The sequence below is a fragment of the Micromonospora sp. NPDC049679 genome (assembly GCF_040659735.1).
Classification (GTDB): Bacteria; Actinomycetota; Actinomycetes; order Mycobacteriales; family Micromonosporaceae; genus Micromonospora_I.
In genome coordinates this window covers 1-16,875 of sequence record NZ_JBFANZ010000037.1, presented here as the reverse complement: position 1 = coordinate 16,875, position 16,875 = coordinate 1, and the positions used below count along the sequence as shown (strand labels likewise).

Below are 16,875 nucleotides of genomic sequence, written 5' to 3'. Positions count from 1 at the left end.
ACGCTTCGACATCAGTGTCGTTAGATTATTGGTGCCGGCATCATCCCCACCTTGTCCGCCCAAACCCCCCATGGTGAGTCGATGAAGACCAGAAGAATCGGTGACCAGGAGATCCTGACCCCCAACCTCGACCCGGGGGGCCTCGATCCGGTCGGCCACACGCCCGAGAGCGACCTGGCAGAGGCGTACGTCGCTGACCAGTCCTGGGCGAAAGCGCATTTCAGTGGTGTCAGCCTGAGCCGGAGTCACGTCGAACGCGTCGACCTGACCGAAACGCACTGGCGGGACGTCGCGCTGTACGGGTGTCGGCTGGATCGGGTCAACCTGTCGGGAGCGAAGCTGACCGGCGTCATGATGGAGCGTTGTCATCTCGTCGACTGTCGCCTCACCGCCCTCCAACTGGCCGACACCACCCTGAAGAACGTCATCCTCGAGGACTGCCGGCTGGACCACGCCACCCTCCTCCATGTACGGACCACCGGCCCCGCGGCGGTGACGGGTTGCGACCTCAGCCATTCCCTTCTCGTGCAGAGTCGGTTCTTCGGCCTGGTCGCCCGGTCGTGCCGGCTGACCGGGGTGGAGGTGGACGACTGCGACACCACGGGCGCGGACCTGCGCGACAACGACCTGCGGCAGGTCGGGCGCGGGCTGACGAGTCTGCGGGGCGCGGTGATCGAGGAGTCGCAGATCGCGCACCTCGCCACGCTGGCGGTCCGCGAACTGCAGCTCACCGTTCGCAGCCGCTCAGACTGTGCGGTCATCAGAGATACGGCGAAGGGCCAGCTCGGGTGAGCTGGCCCTTCGCGTGGTGATCTGTGGTTGTCCGGGTTGCTCCGATCAGGCGGAGTAACCGCGGGTGGCCATCCACTTGGCCAGCTCGATCGTGGTCATCTTGTAGGTGATGGTGCCGTTGGGGTTGGCCGGGTCGGCGATCTCGACCGTCCTGCCCTGGTCGGTGTAACCCACCACGGTCAGGTAGTGGCCACCCGGGTAGGAGTGGACGCCACCGTCGGTGTCGAACGCGGTCCCGGCGATGTTGGCCACCACCGGACGACCATCGTTGAGCGCGTGCACGACGTCGGCCTGAAGCTTGTCCATCTTCTCCGGCGTCACGTCATCGCCCATCGACGTCGTCTTGTACTTGTCGCCACCGAGGACACCGTTGAGCCCCTTGGTGATCTCCACGGCCGAGTTCGTGCCCGCCTCGGTCGTGCCCAACTTCTGGGCGATCTCGTCCTGGCTCAGGTTGTGACCGTTGGCGCTCAACGCGATCCGCGTCGCGGCCGGGCCACAGTAGTAGAAGTTGGGCTGCAACTGGAAGTCATGGTTGAGCGACTTCGTCACCGGCTTCGAGGCGATGTCATCCAGCGGCTTGGCAACCTTCACCGGCTTCGCCTGCGACGCGTGCGCACCGCCCTGCGCGCCGTGCGCCGACTGCGCCGCGTCTGCCGCCGGCTTCACCGTCGAGGCCTGCGCATCACTCACCGCCGGACCCGCGATCGCGCCACCCGCCAACGCCAGACCAGCAACACCAAGAGCAGCCTTACGAGCAGAGCTCTGAAAAATCCAACGAGTAAAAGTCGTGTTCACGAGGGGTGCCTTTCTAGTACGGGGGCACGCGGCAACAATCAGCACACGCACCTCAGAAAAAAGACGTTCCGCGGCACAACCGCCGCGAGAACAGCGCCCCGGGAAAGAAAACGACCGGGGGAGAAACCAGCCGCGAATCACAACATCGCGGCCGAAAGAAAACAGCCCGCGCACTGACCGCTCAGGCTTACGCAGGGTATAACCGCCACTCACCACGAGCCATTCCACAACCCGCAGGCCCACGCAAGAAAACCGCGCTAAGCTGCGATCGCCTCTGCGGCAACCCGGACGCCGGCGACACTCGGCGACGGGCCTGCCATGCCAACCTCGCACGCAGGCTGTAACAGGACATTCGCTCCAGCGCACGACAACGGCGCCATCGAGGTCGAGACGCGTCCGGCGCCGATCTAATCAGGCGTGCTCGACTCTTCGCAGAAGTCGTAGCCCGGACGCATCATTGACGGCGGCGTTATCCGAAGCGAGAGCGCAATGATCGGCCCGTTGTCCTCTGTCCTGTTCGACTGTCCCGATCCGCCGCTCCTGCCCGTTCTACTCCGAGCTGCTCGGGCTGCCGGTCACGCGGGTGGACGGCGACTGGGTAGACGTCGGTGACGACCAACCGGTCGGGTCCGGGTTCAGCATGATCGAGGGTCGCGCCACATCGGCCACAGAGGTGGGCCGTCGAAGGGCAGGAAGAACGGCGCCGCCGACCGGTAGCCATGACGCAGGTAGAGGCGGCGGTTGTTGGCGTGACTGGCTTCGAGATAGCCGGCGAGGCGCGCCCTGTCGAGCGCGGCGTGCTGATGGTTGAGGAGCGCCGTGCCCAGGCCGCTGTTCTGTCGCGGGGGCGCGACCGCCAGGTACGCGAGATAGTGGTGCGGCACCGCCGGATGGTGGTCGGCGAACATCGCGCCCAGCGCGGCGAACCGGTCGGCGAACGGGCCGCACGTCTCGGCCAGCCGCCCCTGCTGATCGGCTGACGCGGCCGGCGGGCGCATGCGCAGGTGCCAGAGCGCGACCGCGGTCTGATCGACCGCGAGGTGCACGTATCCGGCCTGCAGTGCCCGCTCGACCTCGAGTCGGAAGAAGGCGAGGTAGATCCCGCGACGGACCCCGGGATCCGGAACGAGCCAATCGGCGACCGGCCCGGTCAGGAACGCTTCGGCGAGCAGCGCGGTAATCACGTCGGTGTCGCCGGTGGTGCCGGTGCGGATCGCGAGGGACTGGTGGTTTCGCATCGGGAAGCTCCTTTCCTGCGTCAGACGCGGACGTGGCTGGCCGGGCGCGCGGCGGACGGGACCACCGGCCGGGGCGTAGCCGCGACGGTGGCGCTGGCCGCGCCGAGTCCGATCACGGCGTAGATCCGCGGCCGGGCGACGCGCAACAGCAGCGCCCACCCCACGCCGAGGAGCGCCGCGACGGCGTAGGCGGCCGGGAAGAGCCACCGCAGCGACGAGGTCGCCTCGACTCCGAGCAGGGTGGCAAACTGCTCGATCGTCACGACGAGGACCGTGACCAGGGCGATCGTGGCGAGCGCCGGCGCCAGCAGGCGGCGCCACAGCGGCTCCCCGCGCCGGTCACGAGCGAAGAAACCCACCACCGCCGCCGAGGTGGCGGCCATGAGGATCAGCACGCCGAGCCCGCCCGTCACGGTGACCCAGAAGAAGAGATGCAGGATCGGGTCGAGGCCCACAACCGCGTACGTGACCAGCACGAGCAGCGCGAGCACCGTCTGGGTGAGGGAACCGCGCGTCGGGGCGCCCGTGCGGGGACTCGTCCGGCCCAGCGCGGCCGGCAGGACCCGCTCGCGGCCGAGCGCGAACAGATAGCGGGCGACGGTGTTGTGGAACGCCAACAGCGCGGCGAACAGGCTGGTGATGAAGAGCAGATGCCCCACGTTGACGAGGGTCCGACCGACGTGCGGCGCGACCAGGTTGAACATCAGACCGGTGCCGTCGGCACGCGCGGCCGCCACGATCCGGTCGGGCCCGGTGGCCACGGACATGGCCCAGGCGGACAGTCCGTACAGCAGGCCGGTGACCGCGACCGAGATGTAGGTGGCGCGGGCGATCGTCCGCTTCGGGTCCTTGGTCTCCTCCGAGAACACCACCGTCGCCTCGAAGCCCACGAATCCGGTGATCGCGGTGACCAGTGCTGCGCCGATGCCGGCGGCGAAGATGTGCGACGGCGACAGGGTCGCGAAGTCGACCACTCCCCCGGCCGGGTGGGTCACCATGACCAGATCGAAGACCACGGCGATCGCGATCTCCAGGATCAGCATCACGGCCAACAGCCGGCCGTTGAGGTCGACCCGCAGCACGCCGAGCGCCCCGACCAGGGCCCATCCGACCAGCGCGCACCCCCACCAGGGCACCGACCAGCCGAACCGTCCGTCCAGGAAGTCGGCGAGCACCGCGCCGAACCCGCCGTACAGGCCGATCTGCATGGCGTTGTACGCCAGCACGGCGACGAACGCGGCACTCACGCCGGCCGGTCTGCCCAGACCGCGGCTGACGTAGGTGTAGAAGGCGCCGGCGTTGACGATGTGCCGGGACATCGCGACGTACCCGACGGCGAATAGCGCGAGGATCACCGCGACAACCAGGTACGACACGGGAATGCCGACGATGCCGGTCACCGCGTACCCGGTGGTGGCGCCACCGGCGACCACCGTGAGGGGCGCCGCGGCGGCCATGACGAAGAACACGACGCTGGGGATGCCGAGCCGGCTGGTCGCCAGCACTGCGGAGACGGCACTGGCACGGGGGGTCTGCTCACTGACGGACATGGGTGTTCCTCCACAAGGGACGAGGGGGATGGAGGGTCAGGTTCGGTTGCTGAGCACACCGCCACCGATGGCGATGCCGGTCTGCACCAGCAGCTCGCGCAGCGGCGGCCAGGCGTGGTCGGTGAGCTGGCACAGGTAGTCACGGGCGGCGCGCGGCGCCCCGGCGAGCACATGGGTGTCCAGGCCGGTCTGCGCGATCAGCCCGGCGAGCGCGACGTCGCCGGCGGTGAGCTCCTCGCCTCGCGTGATCTTTGTGGAGAGGCGTATCGAGGACCAGGCCGCGACGTTCATGTCGACGGGGACGTAGACGACGGCGCTGCGCCACATCCGGCGCGACTCCTCCCGGCGGAGCGTGCCGTCCCGGCACAGCCGCTGTCCCACCTGCTCGCGGGAGTCCTGCGACAGGAAGTCGAGCCAGACCCGGACCCTCGTGTGCTGGGGCTCGGCGATGAGCAGATCGAGCACGGTGCGGGCGAGCGGATCAGGGGGTGGGGTGCGGTCGACGACGGTCACGCTGGCCCGGTCGATCAGGATGCGGTGGGCGTAGAGCAACTCGGCGAGAATGGCGGCAGCCAGGCCGTACGCGATCGCCCGGTGGTGCAACCGGGGTTTTCCGGTCACGTCATGGTGGGCGGCGAGGTAGAAGCTGTCAGCCAGGCGCACGGCGGTTCTTCTGACGCAGCGACGCGACGGCGCTTCCCCGTCGGGGCCCGGGCTCGGCGGCTTCGGGCGGGCCGTCCGGCACATGTCCGTGCCGGCGTACGTCCCGGTGATGGCTGATGCGGGCGGCGCCGTCGCGTACTCCGGTCACCGACCGCGGACAGCGCGACGCCATGTCACGTCTCCGATCCGCGGGTGGGGGTGCGACAGCCGCGCAAGGGGATGGCGACCGCACCCGTCAGGCAATGTCGCTGACCGTACGCGCGGAATCACACAAAACCTGTGACCATACGGTTACACATTTCGATATCTCGGCGGTCATCCACCATGGCGCGGCAACGGCTCTCGGGCCGCCCGCGTCAGCGCCGCGACGTACCGGCGCCGGAACGAGCGTCACACTCTCGCCGATCAAGGAAAACCCCGCCGATCAAGGACGTATTCACACGGATAGAGATCCAACCGTGCGCATACGTCCTTGATCGACGGGGTTGAGCGTTGACGGGGTTGGGGCTTAGGCGCCGGTGATCATCGAGACGATCTCGTTGCGGGTTGTCTCGGCGATGGTGCGCACTCCGATCTGCGTGCCGCGTCGGAGCACGGCCACCCGGTCGGCGATCCGGAAGACCTGGTCGAGGTTGTGGCTGACGACCAGCACGGCGGCGCCGCGCTCCCGCAGCCGCAGCCGCATGATCAGCTCCTCGACCTTCGCCGTCTCCGCCACACCGAGCGCGGCCGTCGGCTCGTCCATCAGCACCAGGCTGCTCGCCCAGTGCGTGGCCCGGCAGATCGCGGTCGCCTGCCGCTGCCCCCCGGAGAGCTCCCGGATGGTCGCCTTGGCGCTCGGGATGCGTACGTCCAGGTTGTCCACCGGTTCCTGCGTCTCCCGCGCCATGCGGCGACCCGATCGGCTCCCCCGCCGACTGCGCGACATCCTCCCCGCCGCCCCCAGCGTCCACCGCGCCGAACTCGGCGACCTCTCCGGCGCGCTCGGCGCCGTCGTGGCCGCGCTGCACGCCGCGTACGGGCGGCTCGGCCTCGCCGACCTGGACCTGGCACGGGTGCCCCACCGTGAGGCGCTCGCGGGGTTCGCCGTCCGCCAACTCTCCTTATCGGACGGTGTCACCGCCCAGCTGACGGCCGCGGCCCCGGCTTGAGAACGTCCGCCACCGCCTGTCCGGGCGTGCCGGTGAGCGTCAACGACGGCGGTGACCACAGGTCGGGCAGGGATCGGGGCGGCTGCGTGCGTACCGGGCGCGTAGCGCGATTCCCAGTGGCACGGCGGAGACCGACAGCGCGCCCGAGGCCACGGCCGTGCCGGCGAGGGTCACCCACTCCGCCGTGGGCGCGCCGACATTCTGCACCGCAATCGCAAGCGGTCCCACGGACAGCAGCCCGATCGGCGTGAGCAGCACGAGCAGTGCCCAGAGACCGCGGCCGTCGGTCCCGAGCGCGAACCCGGACGCGACGACGAGCGCCGCGAGGAGAAGAACGACGGCGGCTCCGCCAACACCTCGTCCGCGTACCAGCGGTAGGACCCGGGTGCTCGCGACTCGAGTACCCCGATGGCCAGGACGGCGCCGATCAGCGGGGCGAACACGGGCGCCAGCCGGGTGGACCACCGTTGCCGCGGTGGCAGCGCGAGCGACAGCGCGCCGAGGGCGAACTGGGGCAGCAACACGAACAGTGGCGGCCGGGCGTAGGGCGTGAGCGCGGAAGCGGGAATCACCGCCACGGTGAGGAGCAGTGCCGCGAAAAGCGCCCGGCGCGCGATCCGGGCGGGCAGCACGACGGCGGCGACCCCGGCCGCGAGCCACCCGAGCCACACCAGCGCGCCGAGCGACCCGAACGGACCGAGTGGATCGAGGAGGAAACCCTGGGTCGTCGGAGCGATCTCGGCCCAGAGCAGCCAGACCGCCGCGAGCGTGGTCGCGGTGGTGAGCGCCAGCATCGCGGCGATGGGCAGACCAGCGAGGAGGCCGAGCGCACGGTTGGCCCGCAGTCGCTGCCGCAGACCGCCCCGGAACAGATCCGCCGCGTCGGCCGGGCTCGGCCACCGCCGTCCCGCGCCGGCGAGTTCCAGGTACGTCTCGACGATCTCGTCGCCGCGCTGAGAGCGGTAGTCCGCGGGGTAGAACCCGAGCAGCCGACGGTAGCGCCGGGCGAGTTCGTCGCGATGCGCGATCACGCGACGCCTCCCGCCGGTCGGGCGGTGGCGGCGCGGCGGCGTGCACCGGCCGGCCGTACTCCCGGTTGTCGGGCCTCCTCGCGCGCCCGCAACCGGGCAGTGGCCGCCTCGACGTTGTGGCGCATCCGCTCGGTCTCGGCGCGCAGCGTCGCGTCGCCGTCCTCGGTGAGCCGGTAATAGCGGCGCAGCCGCCCGTCCACCACCTCTTCGCGGTCCATCGTGACCAGTCCGTCGTCGGCGAGCCGGTCGAGCGCGCCGTAGAGGGTGCCGGGCCGCAGCGTGATCCGGCCGGCCGAGAGCGCGGCGACCTCGGTGATCAGTCCGTAGCCATGCAACGGCTCGCGGGCGAGCGCGGTCAGGATGAGGAACGTCGGTTCCCGTACGGGAGTGTCCACGACGGACAACATATCGGACGCGAAGGTATGACGGGGGGCGTGACGTTCGTGCGCGCAGCGTCCGCATCACTTCTTCGCAGAATCTTCACAGGCGTCCGCCTACCCTCCCCGCTGTGATCGGAGAGTCCGGTGCCGCCAACGGGGATGGGTCGGCGACCTCGGAGCGGTCGTCGACCCGGGCGTGCCGGCGCCGATCAGACCTCGACGAAGCCGCCGGTACGCCAGTACCAGCCGCTCTCGCGCGCCATCAGCCCCTCGTCGATCAGGTAGCGGCGCAGCGACACCCAGTCCGGCTCGTAGAAGGCGCGCAGCACGGCGTCGACCTCCCGCTCGCTCAGCCGGACGCCCGGCTCGAAGGCGCGGACGATGTGCTCCAGCAGCACCCGACGTTTGCCGGCCTTGGCCGGAATCGAGACGAGCCGGTCGTCCTTGAGGAAGGTCCGCAGGACCTTGTCGTGATCAGCGCTCACCCCCGCAACCTAACCAGCCGCACAAGCCGTTATCGGCAGGCCGTGCGCTAGCGTGCGTCCCGACGACGGACGCATCGCAGCGGGGGGCTGAGGCATGAGGGAGATGTTCGTGGCCGGCGACGCCGGCCGACTGGCCGTCGTCGACCACGGCGGCGACGGTCCGGACCTGCTCCTTCTGCATGGTGCCCATCGCAACCTCGTCGATTGGGAGCCGGTGCGGCGGCGCCTCACCGGGCTCCGCCTGGTCGCTCTCGACCTGCGCGGCCATGGTCGGTCCGACCCGCCCGCCGGGGACGACTACGCCTGGGCCGGGCTGCTCGCCGATGTCCGCGCGGTGATCGCGCAGCTCGGGCTCCACCGCCCGTACCTGGTCGGACACTCATTCGGCGGCATGATCGCGATCGAGTACGCGGCGACGCACGCCGACTGCGCCGGCGTGATCGACCTCGACGGCTTCGGCGGCGGGGTGCCCGAGCTCTACCCCGGCATCACGCCCGAGGAGTTCACCCGACGGCGCCGGGCGCAGATCGACCGGTACGTCGCGATGGCCACCCCGGAGAGCGTCGACGCGCCCGAGGCCAACCGGATCATCGCCCAGGCGCGTGCCGTCGCCACCATGGTCGGTTGGGACCCGAACGACGAGGAGGCGGCGGCCCGGCGCGGCCTCGTGCCGCTGCCCGACGGCCGCTATGCCCGCCGGCCCCGTCCCGCCGCAGTCGGCGCGATGATGGCGCCGCTCACCGGCTGGGACGCCTTCGGCCGCCTGCGGCACCTGACCTGCGACGCCCTTGTGGTGCAGGGCGGACGTACGCCCCCGCTCGACCATCTCCCCGAGGACCTGCGCGAACTCACCGCGGCGCTCGTCGCCGGCATCACCGCGCAGATCGACGCGCTCGTCGCCGAGGGTGGCCGGGTGCGGGCGCTCCGCCTACCCGACGCGGGTCACATGGTGCAGCTCGACGAGCCGGCGACAGTCGCGCGACTGATCCGCGATTTCGTCCTCGACCGTGCCGTCACGCGGGCTGGATGAGATCCCACCGGTTTCCGTAGAGATCCTGGAAGACAGCGACGCTGCCGTACGCCTCCCGGCGCGGCGGCTCTTCGAACCGCACCCCGGCCGCGGTCATCCGCGCGAAGTCGGCATCGAAGTCGTCGGTGTGCAGGAACATGCCGACACGCCCACCCGTCTGGTCCCCCACCCGCTCGGCCTGCCGCGGCGTGCTCGCCCGGGCGAGCAGGATCGCGGTCCCGCCCGCTCCGCGCGGTGCGACCACGACCCATCGCGACCCGTCATCGCGGGGCGTTTCCTCGATGAGCTCGAAGCCGACGGCGTCGACGTAGAAGGCGATGGCCTCGTCGTAGTCGCGGACGAGAAGGGCGACCAGTCCCAGTTGCGGCATCCGGTCATCGTCCCCTACGCCGACACGGGCACCGCCGACGACCCGGCACGGGCGTCGCAGGACGCGGATCCGAGCCAGGTGTGCGGATTCCCCGCCCAGCACCAGCCCAGCTTCGGGGCGCCCTTGCTGATCCAGAGCGCGGGGACCCGTCGGTCGCCGCAGCGCGAGCCGACCAGGGAGAAGCAGTTGTTCTTCTGCAACGACCCGGGATGGTGCGTGATGAACGCGATCCCCTCGTCGACGGTGAGCGGCGTGCGGCCCTGCGCGGTGATGGTCACCATCGCCGCGTCGGGCGTCACGTTGCGGGTCTCCGCGCCGCGGTCGATGTCGAAGACGAGGTACGCCGGGCCGTCCGGGATCTCCAACTCCTTGATGGCGTCGAAGCGGCCGATGTCCTCCGGCTCGAAGTCCACGTACCCCGGTTTGCCCTTCAGCGCGGTCAGCGGCATCGCGCGGCCGGCGGGCGCCAACTGCTTCGTGATCACCAGCACGAACGGCACGCGCGCCTCGGTCGGCGGAGCCAGCGACGCGGCGCGGGTGACGGCGGTCTGCCGCAGCGGGGCGACGAGCTCGACGAGCGCCTCCTCCGCGAGCCCGCACAACTCCGGGTATCCCTTGTCGAGCAAGGTACGGACCTGACGGTCGAACTCTGCCCCGGCGTCGAACGGCGTCGCGGTCACGTGGATCCCTTCGTCGATTTATACGTACAGGGTACGGGGTAACGCCGGGACCGCCACCTCGGAATTGGCTCTCGCTGGCCCCGTGCCGATCCGCGACGCTGGACGCTTCCGACGGTGGAGGGCACCCGTGGTCGATCCGGCAGGCGTACTCGGCATCGCGTTGGTGGCACTCGGGCTGGTGCTCACCCCCGGCCCGAACATGATCTACCTCGTGTCGCGCACCCTCGCCCAGGGCCGGAGCGCCGGCCTCGTCTCACTGCTGGGGGTGGCCGTCGGATTCTTCATCTACCTGCTCGGCTCCGCGCTCGGCCTGACCGCGCTCTTCGCGGTGGTGCCCTTCCTCTACGAGACCGTCAAACTGCTCGGCGCCGGATACCTGCTCTGGCTGGCGTGGCAGAGCCTGCGCGGCAGGGGATCCCTCTTCGTCGCCCAACCACTGGCACCGGATTCGCCGCGCCGGCTCTTCACGATGGGGCTCGTCACGAACCTGCTCAACCCGAAGATCGCCGTGCTGTACGTGTCGCTCCTCCCCCAGTTCATCGATCCCACCCGCACCCACGTGGCGACCCAGGGGCTGATCCTGGGCGTGGTCCAGATCGCCATCGCGGTGACGGTCAACGCTCTGATCGTGCTCGCCGCCGGTCGCATCGCGCGGTGGCTCGCGGACCGGCCCGGATGGCTCCGCCTTCAGCGCTGGCTCATGGCGTCCGTGCTCGGGGCGCTCGCCGTACGGCTGCTCGCCGACCGGAGCCGAGCCGCCGCACTGGCCTGATCAGCGCGGCAGCAGAAGCAGCTTTCCGGTCGTCCGCCGCGCGCCCAGATCGTCGTGGGCCCGTGCGGCATCCGCCAGCGGGTACGTCCCGCCGATGTGGACATTCACGTCGCCGCGCCCGATCCACGTGAAGAGCGCCCGGGCGCGGCCCAGCAGTTCGTCGCGGCGGGCGATGTAATGCCCGAGCGTGGGGCGGGTGACGAACAACGATCCGGCCGCGGCGAGACGCTGCAGTTCCAGCGGCGGCACGGGTCCACTGGCCGCCCCGTAGAGCACGAGGTAACCGCGCGGCCGCAGCGAGTCCAGGCTGTCGTCGAACGTCGCGCGCCCCACGCCGTCGTAGACCACCGCGGCGCCCGCGCCGTCCGTCACGTCCCGCACCACCCGCCCGAAGTCCCCGTAGCCCGCGACATGATCGGCGCCGGCCTGCCGGGCGAGCCCCGCCTTCTCGGCCGTCGACGTGGTGCCGACGACGACGCCTCCGCGGATCTTGACCATCTGCGTGAGCAGCAGCCCCACTCCGCCCGCCGCGGCGTGCACCACGACCGCATCGCCCGCCGCGACGGGGTAGGTGCTGTGGCACAGGTAGTGGGCAGTCATCCCCTGCAACATGACGGCCGCCGCGGCCTCCAGCTCAACCCCATCGGGTACGGGCACCGCCCGGTCGGCGGGCACCACGACCTGCTCCGCGTAGCTGCCGGGCACCCCGGTCCACGCCACCCGGTCACCGAGAGCGAACTCGGTGACCTCCGCGCCGACTGCCACGACCGAGCCGGCGCCCTCAGCCCCCGGCACGTAGGGCACGCCGCTGGCATAGGGCGGCCGTCCCTCGCGCTGGTAGATGTCCATGAAGTTCACTCCGGCGGCGACCACGTCGACGAGGAGTTGACCGGGGCCCGCCTTCGGATCCGCACGCTCGGCCACAGCCAGCACCTCCGGCCCGCCGTGCCGCTCCACCACCACTGCGCGCATGCGGCCATCCTCCCTGATCAGGTGAGCCCGCGCCCCGGATACGCCAGCCGGCGCTCCCGGCGTTGGCGCGTCCGACGACCGTCTCGTGCGGCTACCGTCTCGTGCGGCTACCGGCGGAGCGCTTCGACCGGTTCGATCCGACCGGCGCGGATCGCCGGGTAGGCGCCCCCGGCCAACCCGGCGGCGATCCCGATGACCGGCGCCACCACAACGGTCCACGGCTCGATCACGGGCGTCCAGTCGCGCCACGCCGCGACGGCGACGACGGTGACCACACCAAGGCTGCATCCGAAGAGTCCACCGAGCGCCCCGAGAACGGCCGACTCCGTAAGGAACTGGCTGGTGATGTGCAGCCCGCGCGCCCCGACCACCCGACGCAGTCCGATCTCGGGCACCCGTTCCAGCACCGCGACCAGCGTGGTGTTGGCGATGCTCACCGCCCCGATGATCAGACAGACTCCGGCGAGCAGGAGGAAGAGCGCGGCGAGATCCGTGCTGACCGGCCCACGGAGGCTGCCGGGGTCCGGTGGTGGGACGGCCCGCAGCGCGTCGGGTGCGTCCGGGCGCAGCGCCACCGGCAATTCGTCCGCGACCTGTCGGGCCGCCCCTACCCGCGTCGTGACCAGCATCTTCGGCCGTTCATCGCCGGTAGGGGTCGGGGCGATCGCGCGCACGGAACCGACCGGGATGGTGACCGACAGCATCAGGTCGGGCAGGCGTTCGACGCGGTCGAGCACACCGATGACCGGGTAGGCGATGCCGTTGATGAAGACCGCGGGATGCGAGTCGAGCGACCCGACGCCGAGGCGGGTGGCGATCGCTGAACCGACGACGGCGACCCGCGCCCCGGTGCGGTTGTGGAAGTCGTCGAAGACCCGGCCCGACGCGAGGTGCGGATTGACGGCCGCCACGAGCCCCGGCGACGCGGCGACGATGGGGATCTGCTCACCGGCCGCGTTGGCGTCCACCGACGCCGCGGGTACGGCCTGCCCGCGCTGCGGCACCGTCCAGTACACGCCGCCGCCGGTCACCCCGTTGACCCGGGCCAGACGCGCCTCAGCGTCGATCGGGAAGGGGTCGCGCAGCACGTCCGCGTCCGGACTGCCGGCGGCCTCCACCATGACCTCGGTCGCGGTCACGGTGTTGAAGCGGCTGTTGATCTGGATGGAGGCGGTCGCGGTGACGCCGAGCACGACGACGAACGCGGCGATGCCGAGCACGGTGCCGAGCGACGTCAGCAGCGAGCGGCCGGGTCGCTGCAGGATTCCGGCGAGCGCCTCCGCGACGAGGTCCCGGGCGCCGACACGACCCGGCCGGATCTCGGTCTCTGGTCGGTTACCCGGTCTCATCGGGTCACCGTCGCGACCGACTCCTCGCGCAGCACGCCATCGCTCATCGCGATCGTGCGTCCTCCGCGTCCGGCCACCGCGACGTTGTGTGTGATCACGACGACGGTGATTCCCCCTGCGTGGAGTTGGTCCAGCGTCTCGAGCACGCCGTCGGCCGTGGCGGTGTCCAGCGCGCCGGTGGGTTCGTCACAGAGCAGCAGGCTCGGCCGGTTGACCAGAGCGCGGGCCACCGCGACGCGCTGCCGCTCGCCGCCGGACATGGTCCGGGGCAGCGCCTCCATCCGATGTTCGAGCCCCACCCGGCGCAGCGCGTCGCGCGCACGCGCGCGCCGCTCGGCCCTCGGCACGGGGTTGTAGAGCATCGAGAGTGCGACGTTCTCTTCGGCCGTCCGGTTCGTCAGCAGATGGAACGACTGGAAAATGAAGCCGATCCGCTGCCCGCGTAAGGCCGCCCGCTCCCGGTCGCGGAGTCGCCGCGTGTCGATCCCGTCCAACTCGTAACGCCCCTGCGACGGCCGGTCGAGCAGCCCCGCGACGTTGAGCAGGGTTGACTTCCCGGAGCCCGAGGGACCGACCACGGTGACGAACTCTCCGCGGTGCACCGTGAGGTCACAGGGCCGCAGCGCGTGGACGGGCGGCGGGCCGGGATAGGTCAGCGCGACCCCCTCGAAGCGGATGACCGGCGGCGACACGAGATCCCGGTCGGGGGCCCTGGCGTCACCTGCGGCAGCATCGGTCGGCCCGGGGGCGGTCACGTGCCCACCAGCACCTGGTCGGTGGCGGTGAGATCGTGCCCATGAAGCGGCGTCACCTGCACGTATCCGTCACCGACGAGGCCGGCGGTCACGTCGACGCGACGGCGCTCGGCATCCGTCACCACCGTGACGGATGTCCTGCCGTCCGGGCCGCCGGAGACCGCGGCGACGGGGACGACAAGGACAGGTTCTTTGCTGGACGCGGCGACCACGGCCAGCCGAACGTCCTGCCCGGCGAGGCGCGGATCGAATGTGCCGCGCGGCACGGCCAGCAGTTCGTAGGTGACACCGACGGTTTGGGCATGCCGGTTCTCCGCGCCATCGGTCGCCGCCTCGGGTTGGCGCGGCGTGTCGGCCACACTCTGCACCGTCGCGTCGGCGGTCGTCCCGGAAGTGTCGGCGAGAACCCGCACCGGCAGCCCCTTGCGCACCAGGCCCCGCTGGTAGGACGTGAGCTCTCCCCTGATCACGAGCCGGCCGGCGGATACCGTCAACGACTTCTCCTTGGCCCGCGCGCCGACGGAGGCGACGACCGCGTCGACCCGGCCCGGGAATCCCCGCAGAAATACGACCTCCGCGGCGGGCACGATCGGACCGGTGCGTCGCTCCACCGTGTCGCGCTCGTTCGTGGCCTGGGTCAGATCCTGCGTACGGTCGGCGACGGCGAGCCGGGCCGCCGCGATCCGTGCCTCCCCCGCCCCCTGCGCGCGTTCCAGGGCGATCCGCGCGTCGCGCAGTCTCCGCTCGGCGACGGTGACCGCTTGCTGCGCCCGCGACAGCAGCGTGTCGTCCTCCTCGCTGGCCGGTAGCGGCTCGTACCCCTTCGACCGGTAGAACCCGAGCACCGCATGCTTGGTGCCCGTGCCGTACGTGCCCGCCCGGTCGTCGCTGACGAAACCGAGCGACGCCAGCGCGGCCTGCAACTGGGCGACGTCACTGCCGGTGGCGCCGGGACGCAGGTCGCGGTAGGACGGAACGCCGCCGGGCAACGCGAGAACGGGGCGCCCGGAGAGCTCCATCAGGACCTGACCGGGGTTCACCCGGTCACCGTATTTGACCTTGACCGCCGTCACGATCCGCGCCGTTTCGGTCCCGTCCCGGCCGCCGACATCGACGGTCTGCTCAGCGCCGACCTGACCGCGCACCACAACCGTGGCGGTCAGGACCCGCTTCTCCACGGCCGCGGTGAGCACGGATCGCGGCGGCGGCGCGGTCTCCGCTGCCTTCTGGGCCGGAGATCTGAGCTGCGAGGCCGTCGCTATGGCCGCGATCGTGATGACGATCGACGCGAGGACCGCGGCGCCGAGCCGACGCCGGGCAACCGTGGTGGCGGATCGCTGCGGGGTCGTGTCGGCATCGCTTCCCGCCGTGCCCGGTTGTGGCCAGTCAACCCGTCGCCCGTCCAGGATCGCCATCGCGGCGAGCGCGCCCGTCACGGTGCGCCAGCGAAGACTCTTGGTCGACCCCGCGGCACGGTCGCCGTCGTCCACGGCGCCGTCGTCTGCCGGGTCAGGTGATTGCCGAGGAACCCGCCTGATTCTCAGCATTGCCCGTAGAGATCCATGTTGCCGGCCTTCCACGTCCCGTCCCGCAACCAAGGACGGTGAGCTTGGATCGCGCCTCGGTCAGCCGGTCCGGACCCGCACAGCGCTCGATGCCTCGTACGGACGCGAGCCGGCGGTCTCGACGCAGTCAACGATACGCCCGGCGTCTCGCCCGTCAGCCGCTATCCGGCGAACGTGGATGGACCCGGCAGCTCGCGGATGTACCGCCACTCCGTGGCGCTCGGGCGGTAGCCGAGCCACCGGTTGACCGCGAGCATCGCAACGTTGCCGGCGTCGTTGTTGGTGAAGGCCTCGGTGTAGCCGACGGCCCGGGCACGATGCAGCGAATGGGTCTTGACGAGCTTCGCCAGTCCCCTGCCACGGTAGGCGCGCCGAGTCCCCGTCATGCCGGTCCAGTACCGGCTCCCGCCGTCCGTCTGGGCGAGCGTCACCGAGGCGACGACCCCGTCGACCACCGCCACCGACGTGAGATCGCGGTCCAGGTCGGGGCGATGCCAGAAATAGGTGAGCCAGTCCTCGTACGTGATGGCGTCGACCGCGACGTCGGACGGCTCGTCCAGCGCGCTCTCCGCGTCCGCGGCGTAGATCGGGGCCGGGTCGCCGATGAAGTCGGCGGCCGTCCGCAGCTCGACACCCTCCGGCAGGGGCGGCACCGGAGGCAGCCCCTGCACGAGGTCCAGCCGTTGGAAGTGCGCGGAGCGTCCGCGCCGGTAGCCGTGCCGCGCGGCGAAGGCGAGCGATTGCTCGTCGTCGGCGGTCCAGGCGTAGATGGCGGACGCGCCGAGCCCGGTGACGTACTCCTCGGCGGCGGCCAGTAGCGCGGTGCCGGCTCCCCTGCCGCGCCGCGCGGGATGCACGCTGATGTTCGCGAAGGCCTGGCCGGGGACGCTGGTGTCGAACATGATGCCGGTGCGGGAGATGCCGAGCAGCTCACCGTCGGCCTCCGCGATGAGCAGCCGGTAGTGCTGTGCGGCGGGCCCGCTGGCGACCTGCCAGGCCACGGTCTCCGGCGTCATGACGAAGTACGGCATGGCCGCCCGCAGGATATCGGCTGCCGCGCCGGCATCGCCCGGCTGGAACTCGCGCACGATCAACGTCATGAGCCGGGACGATACGGCCGTCAACGAAGAGTCGCCGCCGGATTTCCGCCTGCCGTCACGGCGGTGGACCTGCCCGCCGTTCCGGATGCGGATACGCCAGTGGGCGCTTCCCCGGTCGGGGAAGCGCCCACTGTGTGTTGTTGGCGATGTCCGCGTCGCTCTGGGCGCGGAACTTGATGCCGAGGCGCTTGGCC

The 16,875-nt window shown here is 70.9% G+C and carries 19 protein-coding genes; 4 read left to right on the top strand and 15 right to left on the bottom strand.

The window, feature by feature from the left end:
* Positions 1-81 precede the first annotated feature (81 nt).
* Positions 82-792, top strand: a complete 711-nt coding sequence (locus AB0J06_RS21170; protein ID WP_357430666.1) for a pentapeptide repeat-containing protein — start codon at positions 82-84, stop codon at positions 790-792.
* A 45-nt stretch (positions 793-837) separates the two neighbouring features.
* Here AB0J06_RS21170 and AB0J06_RS21165 read toward each other — a convergent pair whose 3' ends face one another.
* From AB0J06_RS21165 to AB0J06_RS21145, 5 genes are all read right to left on the bottom strand, one after another.
* On the bottom strand, positions 838-1,485 hold the full coding sequence (locus AB0J06_RS21165) for a C39 family peptidase (RefSeq protein ID WP_357430665.1): 648 nt from the start codon (positions 1,483-1,485) through the stop codon (positions 838-840).
* A 740-nt stretch (positions 1,486-2,225) separates the two neighbouring features.
* Complete coding sequence (locus AB0J06_RS21160; RefSeq protein ID WP_357430664.1) at positions 2,226-2,828, bottom strand: GNAT family N-acetyltransferase; 603 nt, start codon at positions 2,826-2,828, stop codon at positions 2,226-2,228.
* A gap of 20 nt (positions 2,829-2,848) precedes the next feature.
* A complete protein-coding gene (locus AB0J06_RS21155; protein WP_357430663.1) occupies positions 2,849-4,378 on the bottom strand; it encodes an APC family permease in 1,530 nt (509 codons plus the stop codon).
* Positions 4,379-4,414: 36 nt separating this feature from the next.
* Positions 4,415-5,041 carry a GPP34 family phosphoprotein gene (locus tag AB0J06_RS21150; protein WP_357430662.1) on the bottom strand — a complete coding sequence of 209 codons (627 nt, stop codon included), beginning with the start codon at positions 5,039-5,041 and terminating at the stop codon, positions 4,415-4,417.
* A gap of 508 nt (positions 5,042-5,549) precedes the next feature.
* Positions 5,550-5,930, bottom strand: a complete 381-nt coding sequence (locus tag AB0J06_RS21145; protein ID WP_357430661.1) for an ATP-binding cassette domain-containing protein — start codon at positions 5,928-5,930, stop codon at positions 5,550-5,552.
* Between AB0J06_RS21145 and AB0J06_RS21140 the strand changes: the two genes are divergently transcribed.
* The gene (locus tag AB0J06_RS21140) at positions 5,929-6,192 is read left to right on the top strand and encodes a hypothetical protein (protein ID WP_357430660.1); all 264 of its coding nucleotides are present in this window, start codon (positions 5,929-5,931) and stop codon (positions 6,190-6,192) included. The genes AB0J06_RS21145 and AB0J06_RS21140 overlap by 2 nt on opposite strands.
* A gap of 170 nt (positions 6,193-6,362) precedes the next feature.
* Here the strand turns inward: AB0J06_RS21140 and AB0J06_RS21135 are convergent, their stop codons facing one another.
* From AB0J06_RS21135 to AB0J06_RS21125, 3 genes are all read right to left on the bottom strand, one after another.
* Positions 6,363-7,223 (bottom strand): hypothetical protein, encoded by an 861-nt coding sequence (locus AB0J06_RS21135; RefSeq protein WP_357430659.1) that lies wholly within the window; start codon positions 7,221-7,223, stop codon positions 6,363-6,365.
* The gene (locus AB0J06_RS21130; RefSeq protein WP_357430658.1) at positions 7,220-7,618 is read right to left on the bottom strand and encodes a PadR family transcriptional regulator; all 399 of its coding nucleotides are present in this window, start codon (positions 7,616-7,618) and stop codon (positions 7,220-7,222) included. Before AB0J06_RS21130 ends, AB0J06_RS21135 begins: the two co-directional genes overlap by 4 nt.
* A 194-nt stretch (positions 7,619-7,812) precedes the next feature.
* A complete protein-coding gene (locus tag AB0J06_RS21125) occupies positions 7,813-8,088 on the bottom strand; it encodes a DUF2087 domain-containing protein (protein ID WP_357430657.1) in 276 nt (91 codons plus the stop codon).
* Between the two features lie 94 nt (positions 8,089-8,182).
* On the opposite strand from AB0J06_RS21125, the gene AB0J06_RS21120 reads away from it, so the two are divergent.
* Entirely contained in the window at positions 8,183-9,118 is a 936-nt protein-coding gene (locus AB0J06_RS21120) for an alpha/beta hydrolase (protein WP_357430656.1), read from the top strand.
* On the opposite strand, the gene AB0J06_RS21115 is transcribed toward AB0J06_RS21120, so the two are convergent.
* Positions 9,102-9,488, bottom strand: a complete 387-nt coding sequence (locus tag AB0J06_RS21115) for a VOC family protein (protein WP_357430655.1) — start codon at positions 9,486-9,488, stop codon at positions 9,102-9,104. The two genes, AB0J06_RS21120 and AB0J06_RS21115, sit on opposite strands and share 17 nt — an antisense overlap.
* A 14-nt stretch (positions 9,489-9,502) precedes the next feature.
* Complete coding sequence (locus AB0J06_RS21110; RefSeq protein WP_357430654.1) at positions 9,503-10,168, bottom strand: DUF5701 family protein; 666 nt, start codon at positions 10,166-10,168, stop codon at positions 9,503-9,505.
* Positions 10,169-10,295: 127 nt separating this feature from the next.
* On the opposite strand from AB0J06_RS21110, the gene AB0J06_RS21105 reads away from it, so the two are divergent.
* Positions 10,296-10,940, top strand: a complete 645-nt coding sequence (locus AB0J06_RS21105; RefSeq protein WP_357430653.1) for a LysE family translocator — start codon at positions 10,296-10,298, stop codon at positions 10,938-10,940.
* Here the strand turns inward: AB0J06_RS21105 and AB0J06_RS21100 are convergent, their stop codons facing one another.
* The 5 genes from AB0J06_RS21100 to AB0J06_RS21080 form a co-directional block, all read right to left on the bottom strand.
* Entirely contained in the window at positions 10,941-11,912 is a 972-nt protein-coding gene (locus AB0J06_RS21100; RefSeq protein ID WP_357430652.1) for a quinone oxidoreductase, read from the bottom strand. It abuts the gene before it with no gap.
* 107 nt (positions 11,913-12,019) lie between these two features.
* Complete coding sequence (locus AB0J06_RS21095; protein WP_357430651.1) at positions 12,020-13,261, bottom strand: ABC transporter permease; 1,242 nt, start codon at positions 13,259-13,261, stop codon at positions 12,020-12,022.
* Complete coding sequence (locus AB0J06_RS21090) at positions 13,258-14,016, bottom strand: ABC transporter ATP-binding protein (RefSeq protein ID WP_357430650.1); 759 nt, start codon at positions 14,014-14,016, stop codon at positions 13,258-13,260. Before AB0J06_RS21090 ends, AB0J06_RS21095 begins: the two co-directional genes overlap by 4 nt.
* The gene (locus AB0J06_RS21085) at positions 14,013-15,506 is read right to left on the bottom strand and encodes a peptidoglycan-binding domain-containing protein (RefSeq protein ID WP_357430649.1); all 1,494 of its coding nucleotides are present in this window, start codon (positions 15,504-15,506) and stop codon (positions 14,013-14,015) included. Before AB0J06_RS21085 ends, AB0J06_RS21090 begins: the two co-directional genes overlap by 4 nt.
* Positions 15,507-15,742: 236 nt before the next feature.
* Positions 15,743-16,681, bottom strand: a complete 939-nt coding sequence (locus AB0J06_RS21080) for a GNAT family N-acetyltransferase (protein WP_357430648.1) — start codon at positions 16,679-16,681, stop codon at positions 15,743-15,745.
* Positions 16,682-16,875: the final 194 nt, after the last annotated feature.

Excerpts from the sequence above, each read along its gene's own strand:
- AB0J06_RS21170 (WP_357430666.1), top strand. The coding sequence starts at position 82 with ATGAAGACCAGAAGAATCGGTGACCAGGAGATCCTGACCCCCAACCTC.
- AB0J06_RS21160 (WP_357430664.1), bottom strand. The coding sequence starts at position 2,828 with ATGCGAAACCACCAGTCCCTCGCGATCCGCACCGGCACCACCGGCGAC.
- AB0J06_RS21155 (WP_357430663.1), bottom strand. The coding sequence starts at position 4,378 with ATGTCCGTCAGTGAGCAGACCCCCCGTGCCAGTGCCGTCTCCGCAGTG.
- AB0J06_RS21140 (WP_357430660.1), top strand. The coding sequence starts at position 5,929 with ATGCGGCGACCCGATCGGCTCCCCCGCCGACTGCGCGACATCCTCCCC.
- AB0J06_RS21145 (WP_357430661.1), bottom strand. The coding sequence starts at position 5,930 with ATGGCGCGGGAGACGCAGGAACCGGTGGACAACCTGGACGTACGCATC.
- AB0J06_RS21120 (WP_357430656.1), top strand. The coding sequence starts at position 8,183 with ATGAGGGAGATGTTCGTGGCCGGCGACGCCGGCCGACTGGCCGTCGTC.
- AB0J06_RS21115 (WP_357430655.1), bottom strand. The coding sequence starts at position 9,488 with ATGCCGCAACTGGGACTGGTCGCCCTTCTCGTCCGCGACTACGACGAG.
- AB0J06_RS21100 (WP_357430652.1), bottom strand. The coding sequence starts at position 11,912 with ATGCGCGCAGTGGTGGTGGAGCGGCACGGCGGGCCGGAGGTGCTGGCT.
- AB0J06_RS21095 (WP_357430651.1), bottom strand. The coding sequence starts at position 13,261 with ATGAGACCGGGTAACCGACCAGAGACCGAGATCCGGCCGGGTCGTGTC.
- AB0J06_RS21080 (WP_357430648.1), bottom strand. The coding sequence starts at position 16,681 with ATGACGTTGATCGTGCGCGAGTTCCAGCCGGGCGATGCCGGCGCGGCA.